Genomic DNA, 16,743 nt, shown 5'->3' on the forward strand with positions numbered 1-16,743 from the left:
CAAGCGCCCGTTTAGCGACGTACAAACTTTCATAGTAAGGATGAACAGCTAAAAACGCGCCGTCCTGGCGCAACGCTGTCCTGACCTACATCCTGTAGCCCTGAGATAAAGGATACACGGCGAAGCATGAGCCGATGTTGACTTATCGTAGGAAGAAGCTGAAAGTTTGCTAGTCGCTGGGCGCTGGAGCTAGACGATGAAACTCGATAAATTCGTAAGCCACAACAAAAAACGATTGCCCATCAGGATTTATGCGGGGCAATCGTCATATGCGAAAAGTCGTTGGATAACTGCGTATTTGGAAAAATAGATCTTGCTTCTTTAAGAAGCTGCTCCCAATCTGCCTTTAAATATCGAGAGCTAATATGATTTAGGATCAATTCTTGTACGCCTGCTTGTTTGGCTATTTTAGCTGCTTGTGTGGTGGTAGAATGAAAATATTCTGCAGCCATTTCTTCATTACCAGCTGCAAAAGTGGCTTCGTGGACAAGCACGTCTGCATTTTCAGCTAAATGAAGGGCATTTTCACATGGACGAGTATCACCAAGGATCGTGATAATCCGTCCTTTGATATCAGGACCTAAATAATCTAATCCGGAAACAGTTTCACCATTATCTAGTTGAACGGTTTCACCCATTTTTAACTGTTTGTAGATTGGACCAGGGGGAATTCCATTTGCCTTAAGTCGTGCTGAATCAAGGGTTCCAGGAAGGTCTCGCTCTGTAATTCTAAAACCAAAACTGGGGATGCCATGATCCAAAAAGGCTGTTTCGACAAGAAATTGATCATCCTCAAATATATGTCCTTCTTCTATTTCGACAATAGTTAGAGGATAACGCAGCCGAGTTTGGCTGACACTAAGAGAGATTTCAATGAAGTCACGAATTCCCTTTGGACCGTAGATGGTCAATTCAGTCGTTCCACCTTGAAAGGATCGACTCCCTATTAGCCCAGGCAAGCCATATATATGATCTCCATGCAAATGCGAGATAAAAATCTTTTCAATCTTTCCCGGTTTTAAAGACGTATGTAAAATTTGATGTTGGGTTGCTTCCCCGCAATCGAAAAGCCAGACCGCATTTCTCTCTTGAAGCAACATGAATGCGAGTGATGAGACATTGCGCTGTTTAGCGGGAATCCCAGCTCCTGTACCTAAAAATAAAAGTTCCATGCCAAACCCCCAATAATCGTTTTCATATATTTTACATTATGAGCTTGGGAAATGGAAATTTGCAAATTTTTGATCCAATAGTCGAGTTTTTCCAATAAAATTGATAAAATAAATATATAGGTATTACTTATAAAAAGTGAGGTTGACGAAATGATCCAATCAGAAACACCTGCATCTTTGTTTACCATATTCGGAGCAACAGGCGATTTAGCGAAGCGAAAACTTTATCCTTCTCTTTATCACCTTTTTACAAAAGGACAACTAGCCGAACATTTTGCTGTAATCGGGGTCGGGAGACGACCTTGGAGCAATGATATATTACAAGCTCATGTAAAAGATTCTGTGCTTTCTTCTCTTCCTGAAGCCAAAAATGTCGAAGAATTTATATCTCGTTTCTATTATCAATCCCATGATGTATCCGATTCTTCATCATACATAAAACTGAACGAGTTAGCGAACGAATTAGACGAAAAGTATTCCTTACAAGGGAATCGAATCTTCTATCTAGCCATGGCGCCTGAATTTTTTGGTACGATTGCCGAACATCTAAAACAAGATGGTTTAACAGAGACAGATGGCTTCCAGAGACTTGTCATTGAAAAGCCTTTTGGGCATAATTTGGAATCAGCCAAAGAATTAAATACGCGTATTCGTAATGTGTTTGATGAAAATGATATTTATCGTATCGATCATTATCTTGGGAAAGAGATGGTACAAAATATTGAAGTTATTCGCTTTGCAAATGCCATTTTTGAACCGCTCTGGAATAATCGCTTTATTTCTAATATCCAGGTGACTTCAAGTGAAGTCTTAGGAGTTGAGGAACGCGGTGGTTATTATGAAAATAGTGGTGCCCTAAGAGATATGGTTCAAAACCATATGTTACAGATGGTGGCCTTACTAGCTATGGAGCCCCCTATTCGCTTGACACCTCGAGAAATTCGTAGTGAAAAAGTAAAGGTTCTAAGAGCGTTAAAACCAATGGAAGACGAAGAGGTTGAAAACTATTTTGTTCGCGGTCAATATGGACCAAGCAACAATCCAGAACAACCCGTTCTTGGTTATCGTGAAGAAACAAATGTACAACCTGATTCAAATACAGCCACGTTTGTAGCAGGAAAATTAATGATTGATAATTTCCGCTGGGCAGGTGTTCCTTTTTACATTCGAACAGGCAAACGGATGTCAACAAAATCAACCAAAATTATTATTCAATTTAAAGATGTGCCAATGAATTTATATTATAATTCTGATGACAAATTGGCTCCTAATCTGCTTGTCATTCATATCCAGCCTGAAGAAGGAATCACATTGCATTTGAATGCTAAGAATACAGGACATTCCATGGAGACAAAGCCAGTTAAATTGGACTTTTCTACCAATGATATCGCTGGTTATAATACTCCTGAAGCATATGAAAAATTGCTTCATGATTGCTTACGTGGTGATGCGACTAACTTTACGCATTGGGATGAAGTTGCTCTTTCTTGGAATTTCGTTGATAAAATTAGTCGTGTATGGGAAGAAAACAAGGCGCAATTTCCAAATTATCCTGCCGGTTCAATGGGTCCCGTGGAATCTGACCAATTATTGGAGAAGGATGGGTTCCAGTGGTGGTCTGTCACTCACGATAAAAACTGATTGTCAACTCAACTGTTGGAAGGGCTGTGAACCCACGCCCTTCCAGTTAACAGTCCATAATCTTAATGAATATAGTATCGCGGAGGTGTTTGCCGTGGAGAAATCAAATATAGACGATTATCTTGAAAAAGGGATGTATGGAGAAAAACAAATTAAGCCTGAAGAACGCAAAAAATACCTTGGAACATTGCGAGAAAGAATTGTTGTAGTTTTAACAAAAGGTCAAGTTATGGAACAAGGTACTTATCCAGAAGTCGCCCAATTGATGAAAGAAAATCCGAAAGCAACTCTTTTACTGAACGGGGATCTCGATTATAGTTATTTATCCGACTACATCGTCATAGCAAGAAACAACCAAATTGCCTTTTCGATTATTAATAACCACACATCTGTTACAAATATCGGTTTAGTGCTAACGTATAATCATGCGATTGATAAAGAAGAAATCTTTGTTTCTAAAAAAAAGGAGCAGCTACCGCCGCCCACGAAGAAAAAAAAGGGGATTTTTTCTGGATTAAAAGGATTTTTAAGAAAATAAGATAATAAACATTTACTTAAAGTCCTTCCCTTTTTTAAAGATCGTATCACCATATTTATCACGAAGTTGGCTGACTACTTGATGAAGCGGCTCTAGCTTCGCCGCTTTTTCAAATGTAAAAAGATTAAGCTGTTCATAGGCTTGATCTTCGTCTATAAGGTCCATCCCTGTAATCCCTAGAAGGCGTACCGGGTCCCCATTCCAATGTTCAATAAATAAATGTTTAGCCTCTAAAAATATCTCTTCTGACTGAATCAAAGAATTTCTTAATTTTCTGCTTCTCGTAATTGTTTTTCGATCTTTATACCGAATGGTAATTCCCACATTCATAGTTAAATATCCTTTTTTCTTCAGTCTAGCTGAAACACTCTTGGCTAATTTTTCAAGCACAGAAAGCAGCTCGGCTTGGTTCGCTAAATCTTGTGGCAAGGTCAAAGAATTGCCCACACTTTTATTTTCCGCTGCAGCTTCCGGATCCACAGGACGAATGTCCTCACCATTTGCCCTCTCCTTTAATTTTATCCCCCGAATGCCCAATGCAGCACGAAGCTGCATGTCATGGGCTTTAGCCAAATCGCCAATCGTTTGAATTTGTATTGACGCCATTTTTATTGCTGTTTTTTCGCCAACACCATGCATTTCCACTACAGGCAAAGGCCACAAAATTTGAGGAACCTCTCTCTTACGTAAAATCGTGATCCCTAGCGGTTTCTTCATATCGGAAGCCATTTTTGCTAAAAACTTATTAGGAGCAATACCAATACTACAGGGCAAGTCCAATTGATTCAGTAAAAGTTGTTGGATTTGATCGGCAATTTCCAATGGGCTTCCAAGTTCTTGACATGCAGAAATGTCTATATATCCCTCATCGATTGAAACAGGTTCCACTATATCAGAGAACGTACGTAACAATTCAAACATGGCTTGAGAAGCCTGACGGTAACGCTCAAAGTTAGGCTTTCTCACAAGTAATTCTGAGCAAAGTTTTTTCGCTTCCCAAAGAGGCATCGGCGTCTTGATTCCGAATTTTCGCGCTTCATAACTGCATGTCACAACGATTCCCTTTCGTTGCTTCTCATCTCCAGCAATGGCTAAAGGTTTCCCCTTCAATGTTGGATCATAAGCCATTTCAACAGAGGCAAAGAAGCTGTTCATATCCACATGTAAAATAACTCGTCCTTTTTTAGGATAGAATTGTTGCACCTTCAATCATCCTCAGAAAAAAATAAGGTAAACCATTAAGCCTCTTGCTTTAACGTAGACATATAATTCTTTATTTCCTTTACACCCTCTAATACATTTAGTAATTCTTCCGGATCAATCATCGTGATCAATCGATCTTGTAAATTAGCAATAGCGGAAAAATACTTGGTTTTATGGTAAGCGACAAGTCCTACTTGTTGCAGTGTTTCAGAAGGAATTTCCAGAATCTCTTTAGCCTCATGAACAACTAAACCATACGAAAATTCCATCGTATGAATGACAAGTAAACGTGTCTCTATATCCACCTGGGTTGCGCTTTCATATAAAATAGCTGCTAAATCTAATACGGGAATTAATTCACCTCTCGCTAGTACAACGCCCCTTACATAAGAAGGGAGATGGGGGATTGGATTAATTTCCTCCATGTTTTCAATTGAAATGATATATTGCACAGGAATAGCATATTCTTCCTTTCCTGCATTAAAAACAACGGATTTCTCTGGCATTTTCCACACATTCCTTTCAAAAGAGGTAAAGGCTGGGACATAAATTAAGCTTCGGGGACGAACAAGGCATTCGAGAAGTGAGAGAGCCCACTGTGAAAAAGTCCTAATAATGGAATTACGGTCGCAGGACGTGCAGTGAGCTTCCTCCGGTCTACAGGGTAGGTCAAAAAGGCGTTGCGTCATAGAGGATGTAACTAGAGCAGACGTAGCGACAGGACGGCGTGTATTAATGCTCCTGCGGCTCACCTGTTCACGTTAATCCTCCCAGGAGTTGCCGCCTTACTGCTCATAATCAATGGTTCTTCAGTTGGCCCTCCCTGTGGAGGCTTGCCATTCACCCGCGAAAAGCAAAGTATATTTCCGAAACCAAGGTAATATGTACCCCAGTATTTTGTTTATGTCCCAACAATCTCTACCTATATGTTATTGATTAGAAACTTCTTCAATAATAGCGACAGTCATTTCTGCTAATTTGCTAAGTTCTTCAACTGGCATCTTTTCGTTCGTTGTATGAATTTCTTCATATCCAACAGCTAAATTCACTGTAGGAATATTGAAGCCTGCAAAAACATTCGCATCACTACCTCCACCACTTTTTAATAGTTTAGGTTCACGTCCAACTTTTTCTGCTGCTTTTTTCGCAATCTCGACAACAAGATCACCATCTGAATATTTAAATCCCGGATACATAATATCAATAACTGTATCGGCAGATCCACCCATTTCTTTAGCTGTTTCTTCAAAAGCCTTTTTCATTGCGTCTACTTGTGCTTCCATTTTTTCACCTACAAGAGAACGCGCTTCTGCTAATACAAATACCTCGTCTGCCACAATATTGGTGGCCTTTCCACCTTCAAAACGTCCAATGTTCGCAGTCGTTTCTTCATCAATCCGGCCAAGAGGCATTTTAGAAACCGCTTTGGCTGCAATTGTAATCGCTGAAACACCTTTTTCTGGTGCTACTCCAGCATGCGCTGTTTTACCATATATATGAGTAGTAATCTTTGCTTGCGTTGGGGCAGCTACAATGATATTTCCTACTTTTTCATCACTATCAAGCGCAAAGCCGTATTTTGCGTGTAATAATGTAGGATCCAATGCTTTTGCTCCGACTAAACCGGATTCTTCTCCTGCGGTAATAACGAATTGAATATCACCATGCTCGATATTTTCTTCTTGAATAACGCGAATTGCCTCTAACAAGGCAGAGATTCCCGCTTTGTCATCCGCGCCTAAGATCGTTGTTCCATCTGTTACGATGTATCCATCCTTAATTGTTGGTTTAATTCCATTCCCCGGAACGACTGTATCCATATGACAGGTGAAATAAATCGGATCGACCCCTTGTTTATTCCCCTTTAACGTACAAAATAAATTTCCAGCACCATGCCCTGTTTTTTCCTTTGTATCATCTTCATAGACGTCAAGACCAAGGGAGGAAAATTTATCCTTTAATACTTTTGCAATATCTGCTTCCTGAGTTGTTTCAGAATCAATTTGCACTAACTCTAAAAATTCATTAACAATACGTTCTTGATTAACCATGTACATACAACCTCCCAAAATTATCATTCCTAATAGTATTTATCTTACAATTTTAACACGATTTAAGTAGAAAACAACGATTTACACACCGCGCTTATTTATTTAAAATCTTTATTTTCTATGTCAAATGAAAGAATAAGCTTGTATCCTTTGCTTTTTCCATCTAAAATAAAGATAAAGAAATAATGATGGGGTGCTTCAAAATGTCCAATAAAAAAATACAAAAAGTCGTCATTTATCTTATGATCTTTTCCATGCTTGCTACTGCGATTATAGCGGGTCTTTCTTACTTATAGGAAAATGAAAGGTGAGGACATAGTTGTCTCTCACCTTTTATAATACTCCTTGTGATTGAGCAAGTTGTTCAAAGGTTAAGGAAGAATCGGTAATGAATACTTTTGTATTAATTGGAACTTGGTCATATAAAAGTTCCAAAGGTTCTTTATCCAGGCGAACACATCCATCTGAGATATACTGCCCAATTGAATTTGGCTGATTCGTACCATGCAAACCATAGGTACGCCCATCTGTCTCCTTCGCATCAAAGCCAATCCATCTTGAGCCAAGTGGGTTATTCGCAGCCCCTCCAGGAATATTCAATTTTCGATAGTAGGGATCCTTGGCTTTTACTGTAATTGTGAAGATTCCTTCTGGTGTCCAATCCTTCATTTTCCCTGTCGCAACTTTTGTCTTTATTTTTATTCTCCCTTGATCAAACCAAGCAAGTTCATTGGTCTGTTTATTAACAATAATGAGCGAATCTCCTGGCAACATTGCGGTATCTATTGGCCAAAATGGTGTAGAAATAAAAAGAAACATCAACATCCATAATTTCACTGTGAACACCCTTTTTATCTATAGTTTGCGCTAGAGCCTTCTTCTCCATGCATCCGACTCATCGCAACTCCATAGACAATAGTAGCCAGTTATATGATAGACGTCAAAAAACCCTAACCTAAGTTAGGGATCTTTATCAAACTTCTTCACAGTATTCATCAAAATATTGTTGAAGTTTATTGACTACTGACATAGGATCATGTCCCTCAATCTCATGGCGCTCAACCATTGTACAAATTTTCCCATCTTTTAATAGAGCAAAGGATGGAGAAGATGGAGGATAATCGGTAAAAAAGCTTCGCGCCTTTGCAGTGGCTTCTTTGTCTTGGCCAGCAAAGACTGTCACAAGGCGGTCTGGTCGCTTATCATAATGAACAGCATGGGCAGCTGCAGGACGAGCAATTCCACCAGCACATCCACAAACTGAATTGACCATTACAAGCGTTGTTCCTTTTTGCGTTAATTTCTCTTCCACTTCCTCAGGGGTTGTAAGCTGTGTATAACCTGCTCTATCCATATCTTCACGTGCCTGAGTCACAACATCATTCATATAAAGATTAAAATCCATATTCACTTCATTTTCACTCCTTCGCACAAACATTCTTCTATCTTATCATAGCAGTTTCTTGACCTTTTAGGCAAATAATCAGTATTAAATAAAGAGAAACTTCAATCAGTGGGGTACGGAATAAACAGTAGAAATGTCTGCCTTTTTAATTAAAAAGGTTTAACAAACCAAAAAATGGGTATTCTAATAATACATCTAGATCCATACCCCTAAACTCCCTAGATGTTTTGGACAGCAAATTGGCTGTCCTTTTTTATGGCTTAGGAATTTCACTAGCGTTACATAAAAAAGAGGAGCTTCAAAAGGTGATTCTATCCCAACTTTTTGAAAGCTCCTTTTTTTATGCTTAATAAACCGACGTATTTTCTTTTGGTATATTTTCAAGAATTTCTTTAATCCGTTGCATAAAATGCCCAGAGATAAGCCCGTCCAATATTCTATGGTCTAATGAAAGACAAAGATTTACCATATCACGAATGGCGATCCCTTCATTTAGAACTACAGGGCGCTTAATAATCGATTCGACTTGTAATATTGCTGCTTGTGGATAGTTGATGATCCCGATCGACTGAACAGATCCAAATGAACCTGTATTATTAATCGTAAAGGTTCCACCTTCCATATCCTCATTGGTTAACTTGCCTTCTCTAGCTTTTTTAGCAAGATCAGCAATGTCTCTAGCGATGCCTTTAATCGACTTTTCATCAGCATGCTTAATCACAGGCACAAATAATTCATCTCCTGATGCAACAGCAATGGAAATATTAATATCCTTTTTCTGAATAATTTTATCTCCTGCCCACATCGAATTCATCATAGGGTATTCTTTCAAAGCTTGCGCAACAGCTTTAATAAAGAAAGCGAAATAAGTTAAATTAAAGCCTTCTTTTTGTTTAAATGCCTCTTTCAAGGAATCACGATATTGAACAAGCTTTGTGACATCCACTTCAATCATCATCCAAGCATGAGGGATTTCTTTCTTACTACGAACCATTTTAGTCGCAATCGCTTTGCGAACATTTGAAACGGGAATTTCGATATCTCCCATCCCTGTTTGGATCTGTGGCTTTGGTGATGCTGGTTGTGGTTTTTGTGACTCCTGGGTGTTTATTGACTGAGCTTCAGGCTCTTGTATGCGATTTTCTTCTTTAACAGGAGTAGAAGCCACACCAGTTTCAATGAATCCCAGTACATCTTTTCTCGTAATTCGACCACCATGACCTGTCCCTGCTACTTGTGACAAATCAATTTGATGTTCTTGAGAAAGCTTAAGGACAGCTGGTGAAAATCTAAGTTTTTGCGATTTTTCACTTTGTGCCTGCATATGCATCGGTTCCTCCCGCTTCGCACTTGCTTTGGCGGTGATCTTTGGCTGATTTTGTGCGTAATCTTCGTTCTCAATCTCAATCGTACAGATATTCTTTCCTACTTCTAAGGTATTTCCTTCTTCTACGAGTAATTCTACAATAACTCCCTCAAAAGAAGAGGGAATTTCAGCATTTACTTTATCCGTCATAACTTCTGCAATCGGGTCATATTTTTCTACATGATCGCCTGGCTGTACAAGCCAGCGGCTAATTGTTCCTTCAGTGACACTTTCTCCTAGCTTGGGCATGGTGATGTTTTCCGTTGCCAAGATGTTACCCTCCTTACCTGCATTAAAATTCAGCTAGCTCACGCATTGATTTTTCGACTTTATCAGGATTAATCAAGAAGTTTTTTTCCAACGATGGAGCGAAAGATGTTGCGGGAACATCTGGCCCAGCCAATCTCATAATAGGTGCATCTAGTTCAAACAAGCAGTGTTCAGCAATAATCGCTGCTACTTCACTTATGACGCTGCCTTCTTTATTATCTTCCGTGATAAGTAATACTTTACCTGTCTTAGCTGCTGCATCGATAATAGCTTGTTGATCAAGCGGATAAACTGTTCTTAAGTCAAGAATATGAACCTCTATTCCCTCCGCTGCTAAACGTTCAGCAGCTTGTAGAGCAAAATGGACACATAATCCATAGGTAATAACCGTAATATCATCGCCTTCTCTTTTTACATCAGCTTTTCCAATCGGCAATACATAGTCCTCTGTTGGTACTTCCCCTTTAATCATACGATAAGCTCTTTTATGTTCTAAAAATAGCACAGGATCTTCGTCACGAATAGCTGCTTTTAACAATCCTTTTATATCATATGGAGTAGAAGGCATGACAACCTTCAAACCTGGCTGATTAGCAAAAATCGCTTCGATTGATTGAGAATGGTATAAGCCACCGCCGACGCCAGCTCCATAGGGTGCCCGAATCACGATGGGACAATTCCAATCATTATTAGAACGATAGCGAATCCTAGCTGCTTCTGAAATAATTTGATTGACTGCTGGCATAATAAAGTCAGCAAACTGCATCTCTGCGATAGGTTTATATCCATACATTGCCGCGCCAATACCAACTCCAGCAATGGCAGATTCAGCTAGTGGAGTATCTATAACCCTATTTTCTCCAAATTGGTCATATAAACCTTTGGTTGCCTTAAAAACGCCGCCTTTTTTCCCAACATCCTCTCCAAGGATAAAGACGGTTTCGTCTCGCTCCATCTCTTCCTTCATAGCCAGAGTGACAGCTTCAATATAAGATAGGACTGCCATGATTTTATTCCCCCTGTTTTTCCGTTGCATAAACGAAATTTTCCATCGTATCCGGGTCCGGATATGGTGCTTTCTCTGCGTATTCCGTTGCCTCGTTTACTTGTTTCATCACTCGATCATTTATTTCCTTTTCTTTATCTTCATTTAAAATGCCAGCTTTTGTTAAATATCGATTGAATAACACGATCGGGTCATTCTCTTGCATTTGCGATAATTCTTCCTCTGAACGATAATAACGATGATCATCATCTGATGAATGAGGAGTAGTTCGTTGTGTCATCGTTTCAATTAGTGTTGGTCCTTCCCCGCGCTTTGCCCGTTCAACAGCCATTTTCACGGCCTCATAGACGGCAAGAGGATCCTGCCCATCTACTGTAAATCCTGGCATGCCGTACCCTTGTGCACGATCGGCAACATGCTTACATGCTATTTGCTTTTCAAGGGGAACGGAAATAGCATATTCGTTATTTTCACACATGAAGATGACCGGTAATTTATGAACACCTGCGAAATTAGCTCCTTCATGGAAATCGCCTTGGTTAGATGAACCTTCCCCAAAAGTGACAAAAGTGACAATATCCTCTCCCTTCATACGGGCAGCTAGAGCAATCCCAACAGCATGAGGAACTTGTGTTGTAACCGGCGAAGACCCAGTGACAATTCTATTTTTCTTATCACCAAAATGTCCTGGCATTTGTCTTCCACCTGAGTTTGGGTCCTCAGCTTTAGCAAAGCTTGAAAGCATGATATCCCTCGCTGTCATCCCGAATGAAAGGACGACCCCAAGATCTCGATAATAAGGTAATGTATAATCCTTCTCCCTGTCAAGTGCAAAAGCTGCTCCTACCTGTGCAGCTTCTTGTCCTTGACAAGAAACAACAAAGGGGATCTTTCCAGCACGATTAAGTAACCAAGTTCGCTCATCTAATCGCCTTGCCATCAGCATCGTTTCATATATTTCCAAGACTTCTTCCTTACTAAGTCCGAGCTCAGTATGACGGTTTTTTGCCATGTGAAATCCCTCCCTAATTTTTGCATCTATACGGCATTATATATGGATTGCAGCTCGGTCCACAGCCAATGCTGCTTCACCTATTGTTTCGCTTAACGATGGATGTGGGTGGATCATCGTTCCTACTTCCCAAGGAGTTGCATCTAAAACATGGGCTAAGCCTGCTTCGGAAATTAAATCTGTTACATTCGGGCCAATCATATGAACTCCCAATAGGTCATTGGTTTTTTGATCAGCTATAAGCTTAACAAAGCCAGTTGTATCACCAAAAACAAGCGCCTTCCCATTCGCTAAGAAGGGAAATTTCCCTGTTTTAACTTGAATGCCTGCATTTAAAGCTTCACTTTCTGTCATACCAATACTAGCGACCTCCGGATGGCTATATACACATCTCGGTACATTTTGATACTGAATAGGATCTGGATTCAGGCCGGCGATATGTTCTACAGCTAAAATTCCCTCATGTGATGCAACATGAGCAAGTTGTAATCCACCAACAACATCCCCAATTGCGTACATATGTGATTCTTGGGTTTGCATATTATGATTGACTTGAATAAAGTTATCTTCAAGGCGAATATCTGTATTTTGTAAGCCAATTTGTGCGATATTAGCTTCTCTTCCCACAGAAACAAGGATTTTTTCTGCAGAAAAGCTCTTTATTTCGTCCTGCTTTTCTACTTGTATTGTCGCTTCATCCTGATCGATCTCAAGAGTTTCAGCCAATACTTTTGCATTTGGGATGATCTGAACTCCCTTTTTCGTTAGAGCTTTTGTCAGTTCTTGAGAGATTTCTTGATCTTCGTTCGGTAAAATGCGCTCTGCATATTCCAATACCGTTACTTCCACTCCAAAATCTGAAAGCATGGAAGCCCATTCTATCCCAATTGCTCCTCCACCTATAATTAAGATCGATTTTGGCAGTTGCTCTAGTTCTAAAGCATGTTCTGATGACAACACAACCTCACCGTCTATTTCTAAGCCTGGTAAAGTGCGTGGGCTCGATCCTGTCGCAATGATTAAGTTTTTCGGGATTAATAGTTCATTATCGTCTTCTAATTCCACAGACACTGTTCCAGGGAGTGGTGAGAAAATGGAAGGACCTAAAATGGTACCTACTCCCTTATAGACGTCAATATTTCCTTTTTGAACCAGTTGCTGAACCCCTTGATATAATTGGTTGACAATTTTCTGCTTCCGTTCTTGTACTTTTTCAATTTGCAACTGAACATTATCCGTAACAACGCCAAATTCAGTACTTCGTTTTGCTAGAGAAAAAACCTCTGCACTTCGGAGCATAGCCTTACTTGGTATACATCCTTTATGTAAGCATGTACCACCGAGTTTATCATGTTCAACGATCGCTGTCTTTAAACCAAGCTGAGAGGCACGAATCGCAGCGACATATCCACCTGTTCCGCCTCCCAAAATAACTAAATCATAATCTGTAGCCATTAATATCCCTCCCTATCATTTTCTATGGACCGTTAGCTTAAAGTCTATTCGTCAAAATATGTTTATCATTAAGAAGGAATTGACCGCGAGATTTTCTCATTTGCTCGATTCTTTCTTCAGCCATACGATCAGCAGCTAGATATGTTGGGATGTGGTCTCGCTTCGAAATTTCAATAACCTTTGCGACATTTTGATAAATGGTTTCAACTTTTTTCAATGCCCTGTCATGATTATAACCGGATAATTCATCTGCCACATTGATTACTCCTCCAGCATTAATGACATAATCTGGAGCATAAACAATTCCCAGTTCATGAATAAGCTCGCCATGCTGAGGATCTTGCAATTGATTATTGGCCGACCCAGCAATTACTTTTGCCTTTAATTGGGGGATCGTTCGGTCATTAATAATGGCTCCTAAGGCACACGGTGAAAAAATATCTGCCTCTACACCATAAATCTCTTCTGGATCTACAGCTTTCGCATTAAAAGCTTCAACCGCGCGATGAGCAGCCTCCCTATTGATGTCTGTTACAATCAAAGAGGCACCTTCCTCATGTAAATATCGACATAATTCAAACGACACATTCCCCACACCTTGAACGGCTACAACTTTCCCTTCAAGAGAATCAGAACCATAAGCTTCTTTAGCAGCAGCTTTCATCCCCACATAACAGCCATAAGCTGTCACAGGAGATGGGTTTCCTGATGACCCAGCAGCTTGGGAAACCCCCGTTACAAAATTGGTTTCTTCATGGATCAAATCCATATCTTCCACGGTTGTGCCAACATCCTCAGCAGTAATATAGCGACCGTTTAATCCTTGAATATATCGACCAAAAGCTCTAAACATCGCTTCATTTTTGTCCTTTTTTGGATCGCCGATAATAACCGTCTTTCCACCACCTAAATTAAGACCGGCTGCCGCATTTTTATATGTCATTCCTTTTGCCAATCGCAAAGCATCTTCAATCGCCGCTTCTTCTGTTTCATACGTCCACATTCTTGTCCCGCCTAAAGCAGGGCCAAGCGTTGTATCATGTAACGCAATGATCGCCTTTAAACCTGATGCTTCATCTTGACAAAATAAAAGTTGTTCATAATCATATTTCACCATATAATCAAAGATTTTCAATTTGAGCGCCTCCAGAAATATCTCTTTAAGACGTGTTCAAAAAGGAGGATAAATTCGATATTCGACACCGGGCGTATCAGCACCTAGTCGAAGATCCTTTATCTTACAGTGTTATTTCACCGGACTTTTTGAACGTCCTCTTTAAGACCTAATCTTGATACCTAATCATAATTCCTACTCTATTATTGTAACGAAAAGCCCGTTGCTTGACAAATCTTTAAGGTGTACTATGATTTTTTTATATAGAAATTGACAAAGCTTGCCACATGTTTGCTTGAATTGAAGCGACTTACTGAAGGCGGCTAAATAGAAGGAGTATATATATGGGTAGAATCGTGGCACTAGTTTTATTAGTCATTCCCGTTATTTTAGCAGGATATGGGATCAAATTAATGCGGGATATGCTATTTGGTATTTTGCAGCCCCCTTTTCCTTTCCTCTGGTTACAATTTTTAAGTGGGGCCTTACTTTTGGTGATCGGTTTAGGGTTTATTTCAGGGTTTGTCCTACATCGTGACAAAAAAAAGAATAAAGTGCAAGATCGTTTCAATAAAAATGAAGGAAAATAATATAGAGATTATTGGCTTTTATGAAGCCGGACACTGTTCAAACGATAAAAAAACGCAAACTGAAAGGTAGTAGTTCAGTTGCGTCTTTTTTGTGGCCTGAGAAATTATAAAATTGTCACCTGTGGATAACTTGCTTACCCTATAGTTGTCGTCTAGCTCCAGCGCCCAGCGACTAGCAAACTTTCAGCTTCTGTTTGCGTAGCTCATGCTTCGCCGTGTATCCTTTATCTCAGGGCTACAGGATGTAGGTCAGGACAGCGTTGCGCTAGGACGGCGCGTTTTTAGCTGTTCATCCTTACTATGAAAGTTTGTACGTCGCTAAACGGGCGCTTGCGCTTTTGTTCTTACTTATTTTTACGTTCTAACACTTTTTTAAAATTTACCGCTTTTTCGGGATAATCGGTAATGATCGCCGAACATCTTAATTGGAAGAGTCTCTTCATGTCCCTGCGTTTATTAATCGTATAAGGCCGGACATCAACGCCAAATTCCAAGGTTGTTTTGATGATATCATCTGTCAGTATTTTTAATTTTGGATGAATCCCATTTGCCTGCAAAATTGCGGCATATTCCCATGGTTTATATATATGATGATTATACAATGGGGCAGTTTCAACTGCCGGACAAATTCCTTTCATTTTCTGAAGGGAAGAATGATTAAAAGACGAAATGATGATCCGCTTCTCATAAGAATATTTATTAATTAAAGCTGCAACTTTTTCTTCAAGCTCCTCATAAGGTATGATGTTATTTTTCAATTCTATATTGCAAAGGCATTCATTTTCTTGCATCCAATCAAATACTTCTGTGAGGGTTGGAATTTTACACGCCTTTTTAAAATAATGCTTAAAGTGATGATTTGCTTTTAAACTTTGCAATGAAGATCTTGTAAAATCTTTAACAAGCCCACTACCGTTCGTTGTTCGATCAACAGTGGTATCGTGAATCACCACAATTTCTCCATCTGAGGTTAATTGGACATCCAGCTCTATCCCATCTGCGCCGGCCCGTTCTGCCGCAATAAACGCCTCCATCGTATTTTCTGGCTTGGTCCCCGAAGCACCTCGATGTGCTAATATTATGGTCATTTTTTCACCACCGTTGTCTGATCCAATCTGCTATGAATCCAAATTATGATGCCTTATGCTCAAGTCTTAGCTTGTCTGCGACCATCGCTATAAACTCTGAGTTAGTTGGTTTTGCTTTTGACATGCTGACTGTATATCCGAATAACGAGGAAATAGAATCAACATTTCCTCTGCTCCATGCTACTTCAATCGCGTGTCTGATCGCTCGTTCAACTCTACTAGCCGTTGTATTAAATTTCTTAGCAATATCTGGGTATAAAACCTTTGTGATGGAACCAAGCAATTCGATATCATTATAAACCATCGTTATAGCCTCTCTTAAGTATAGATACCCTTTTATATGAGCCGGAACCCCAATTTCATGGATCACAGACGTGATACTTGCTTCGAGATTCTTTTCCGATTTCGGTTCATGATGACTTTTCACTTGATTTGTGCTCCTCTTCAATCCACTTGCTTTTCCACTGACCTGACGGATATGTGTCACCAAATGCTCCATATCAAAAGGTTTTAAAATGAAATAAGAAGCTCCTAATTCAACAGCTTTTGTTGTAACATCTTCCTGTCCAAAGGCTGTTAACATAATGACATTTGGGACCCGCTTATTAAGCTCTCGCAATTTACCTAATACCCCTAATCCATCTAAATGGGGCATAATAATATCTAAAACCAGAACATCTGGTTCAACATCGTCCAATAGCTCCAAACACTCTTGTCCATTATGAGCCGTTCCAACCACTTCGATATCTTCCTGTGCAGAAAGATACTCATCTAATAAACCTACTAGTTCTCGATTATCATCCACAAGACATACTTTAATTTTCTTCAAATT

General features: G+C 39.7%; 17 protein-coding genes. 4 read left to right on the forward strand and 13 right to left on the reverse strand.

Going from position 1 to position 16,743, the window contains the following annotated elements; translation table 11 throughout:
• Positions 1-242: 242 nt before the first annotated feature.
• Positions 243-1,172, reverse strand: a complete 930-nt coding sequence (gene rnz, locus KI375_RS19620; protein WP_212975134.1) for a ribonuclease Z — start codon at positions 1,170-1,172, stop codon at positions 243-245.
• A 150-nt stretch (positions 1,173-1,322) separates the two neighbouring features.
• Here rnz and zwf point away from each other — a divergent pair, with 150 nt between their 5' ends.
• Both zwf and KI375_RS19630 read left to right on the forward strand, forming a co-directional pair.
• Positions 1,323-2,813 (forward strand): glucose-6-phosphate dehydrogenase, encoded by a 1,491-nt coding sequence (gene zwf, locus KI375_RS19625; RefSeq protein WP_212975135.1) that lies wholly within the window; start codon positions 1,323-1,325, stop codon positions 2,811-2,813.
• A 94-nt stretch (positions 2,814-2,907) separates the two neighbouring features.
• Entirely contained in the window at positions 2,908-3,351 is a 444-nt protein-coding gene (locus KI375_RS19630) for a YueI family protein (RefSeq protein ID WP_212975136.1), read from the forward strand.
• A 12-nt stretch (positions 3,352-3,363) separates the two neighbouring features.
• Here the strand turns inward: KI375_RS19630 and KI375_RS19635 are convergent, their stop codons facing one another.
• From KI375_RS19635 to KI375_RS19645, 3 genes are all read right to left on the reverse strand, one after another.
• Positions 3,364-4,554 (reverse strand): DNA polymerase IV, encoded by a 1,191-nt coding sequence (locus tag KI375_RS19635; RefSeq protein ID WP_212975137.1) that lies wholly within the window; start codon positions 4,552-4,554, stop codon positions 3,364-3,366.
• Between the two features lie 35 nt (positions 4,555-4,589).
• The gene (locus tag KI375_RS19640) at positions 4,590-5,060 is read right to left on the reverse strand and encodes a chemotaxis protein CheW (protein WP_212975138.1); all 471 of its coding nucleotides are present in this window, start codon (positions 5,058-5,060) and stop codon (positions 4,590-4,592) included.
• A gap of 423 nt (positions 5,061-5,483) precedes the next feature.
• Entirely contained in the window at positions 5,484-6,605 is a 1,122-nt protein-coding gene (locus KI375_RS19645) for a M20/M25/M40 family metallo-hydrolase (protein ID WP_212975139.1), read from the reverse strand.
• Positions 6,606-6,808: 203 nt separating this feature from the next.
• Between KI375_RS19645 and prli42 the strand changes: the two genes are divergently transcribed.
• Positions 6,809-6,901 (forward strand): stressosome-associated protein Prli42, encoded by a 93-nt coding sequence (prli42, locus tag KI375_RS19650; protein ID WP_212975140.1) that lies wholly within the window; start codon positions 6,809-6,811, stop codon positions 6,899-6,901.
• A gap of 37 nt (positions 6,902-6,938) precedes the next feature.
• Here prli42 and KI375_RS19655 read toward each other — a convergent pair whose 3' ends face one another.
• From KI375_RS19655 to KI375_RS19685, 7 genes are all read right to left on the reverse strand, one after another.
• Positions 6,939-7,442 (reverse strand): L,D-transpeptidase, encoded by a 504-nt coding sequence (locus tag KI375_RS19655; protein ID WP_374706877.1) that lies wholly within the window; start codon positions 7,440-7,442, stop codon positions 6,939-6,941.
• 136 nt (positions 7,443-7,578) lie between these two features.
• Positions 7,579-8,016 (reverse strand): BrxA/BrxB family bacilliredoxin, encoded by a 438-nt coding sequence (locus KI375_RS19660; protein ID WP_212975141.1) that lies wholly within the window; start codon positions 8,014-8,016, stop codon positions 7,579-7,581.
• A 340-nt stretch (positions 8,017-8,356) separates the two neighbouring features.
• A complete protein-coding gene (locus KI375_RS19665) occupies positions 8,357-9,646 on the reverse strand; it encodes a dihydrolipoamide acetyltransferase family protein (RefSeq protein WP_212975142.1) in 1,290 nt (429 codons plus the stop codon).
• A gap of 22 nt (positions 9,647-9,668) precedes the next feature.
• Entirely contained in the window at positions 9,669-10,652 is a 984-nt protein-coding gene (locus KI375_RS19670) for an alpha-ketoacid dehydrogenase subunit beta (protein WP_212975143.1), read from the reverse strand.
• Between the two features lie 4 nt (positions 10,653-10,656).
• Positions 10,657-11,664 (reverse strand): thiamine pyrophosphate-dependent dehydrogenase E1 component subunit alpha, encoded by a 1,008-nt coding sequence (locus tag KI375_RS19675; protein WP_212975144.1) that lies wholly within the window; start codon positions 11,662-11,664, stop codon positions 10,657-10,659.
• A gap of 36 nt (positions 11,665-11,700) precedes the next feature.
• On the reverse strand, positions 11,701-13,119 hold the full coding sequence (lpdA, locus tag KI375_RS19680; RefSeq protein WP_212975145.1) for a dihydrolipoyl dehydrogenase: 1,419 nt from the start codon (positions 13,117-13,119) through the stop codon (positions 11,701-11,703).
• 37 nt (positions 13,120-13,156) lie between these two features.
• Positions 13,157-14,254 (reverse strand): Leu/Phe/Val dehydrogenase, encoded by a 1,098-nt coding sequence (locus KI375_RS19685; RefSeq protein ID WP_212975146.1) that lies wholly within the window; start codon positions 14,252-14,254, stop codon positions 13,157-13,159.
• A gap of 323 nt (positions 14,255-14,577) precedes the next feature.
• On the opposite strand from KI375_RS19685, the gene KI375_RS19690 reads away from it, so the two are divergent.
• The gene (locus KI375_RS19690; RefSeq protein ID WP_212975147.1) at positions 14,578-14,823 is read left to right on the forward strand and encodes a DUF2627 domain-containing protein; all 246 of its coding nucleotides are present in this window, start codon (positions 14,578-14,580) and stop codon (positions 14,821-14,823) included.
• A gap of 344 nt (positions 14,824-15,167) precedes the next feature.
• On the opposite strand, the gene KI375_RS19695 is transcribed toward KI375_RS19690, so the two are convergent.
• Both KI375_RS19695 and spo0A read right to left on the reverse strand, forming a co-directional pair.
• Positions 15,168-15,911: a glycerophosphodiester phosphodiesterase gene (locus KI375_RS19695; RefSeq protein WP_212975148.1), complete on the reverse strand. Its 744-nt coding sequence runs from the start codon at positions 15,909-15,911 to the stop codon at positions 15,168-15,170.
• A gap of 43 nt (positions 15,912-15,954) precedes the next feature.
• Entirely contained in the window at positions 15,955-16,740 is a 786-nt protein-coding gene (gene spo0A / locus KI375_RS19700; RefSeq protein WP_212975149.1) for a sporulation transcription factor Spo0A, read from the reverse strand.
• Positions 16,741-16,743 lie beyond the last annotated feature (3 nt).

It is taken from the genome of Bacillus sp. J14TS2 (assembly GCF_018333015.1).
In the GTDB taxonomy this organism is placed as follows: domain Bacteria; phylum Bacillota; class Bacilli; order Bacillales; family Bacillaceae_C; genus Lederbergia.

Excerpts from the sequence above, each read along its gene's own strand:
- rnz (WP_212975134.1), bottom strand. The coding sequence starts at position 1,172 with ATGGAACTTTTATTTTTAGGTACAGGAGCTGGGATTCCCGCTAAACAG.
- zwf (WP_212975135.1), top strand. The coding sequence starts at position 1,323 with ATGATCCAATCAGAAACACCTGCATCTTTGTTTACCATATTCGGAGCA.
- KI375_RS19640 (WP_212975138.1), bottom strand. The coding sequence starts at position 5,060 with ATGCCAGAGAAATCCGTTGTTTTTAATGCAGGAAAGGAAGAATATGCT.
- KI375_RS19645 (WP_212975139.1), bottom strand. The coding sequence starts at position 6,605 with ATGGTTAATCAAGAACGTATTGTTAATGAATTTTTAGAGTTAGTGCAA.
- prli42 (WP_212975140.1), top strand. The coding sequence starts at position 6,809 with ATGTCCAATAAAAAAATACAAAAAGTCGTCATTTATCTTATGATCTTT.
- KI375_RS19670 (WP_212975143.1), bottom strand. The coding sequence starts at position 10,652 with ATGGCAGTCCTATCTTATATTGAAGCTGTCACTCTGGCTATGAAGGAA.
- KI375_RS19675 (WP_212975144.1), bottom strand. The coding sequence starts at position 11,664 with ATGGCAAAAAACCGTCATACTGAGCTCGGACTTAGTAAGGAAGAAGTC.
- lpdA (WP_212975145.1), bottom strand. The coding sequence starts at position 13,119 with ATGGCTACAGATTATGATTTAGTTATTTTGGGAGGCGGAACAGGTGGA.
- KI375_RS19690 (WP_212975147.1), top strand. The coding sequence starts at position 14,578 with ATGGGTAGAATCGTGGCACTAGTTTTATTAGTCATTCCCGTTATTTTA.
- KI375_RS19695 (WP_212975148.1), bottom strand. The coding sequence starts at position 15,911 with ATGACCATAATATTAGCACATCGAGGTGCTTCGGGGACCAAGCCAGAA.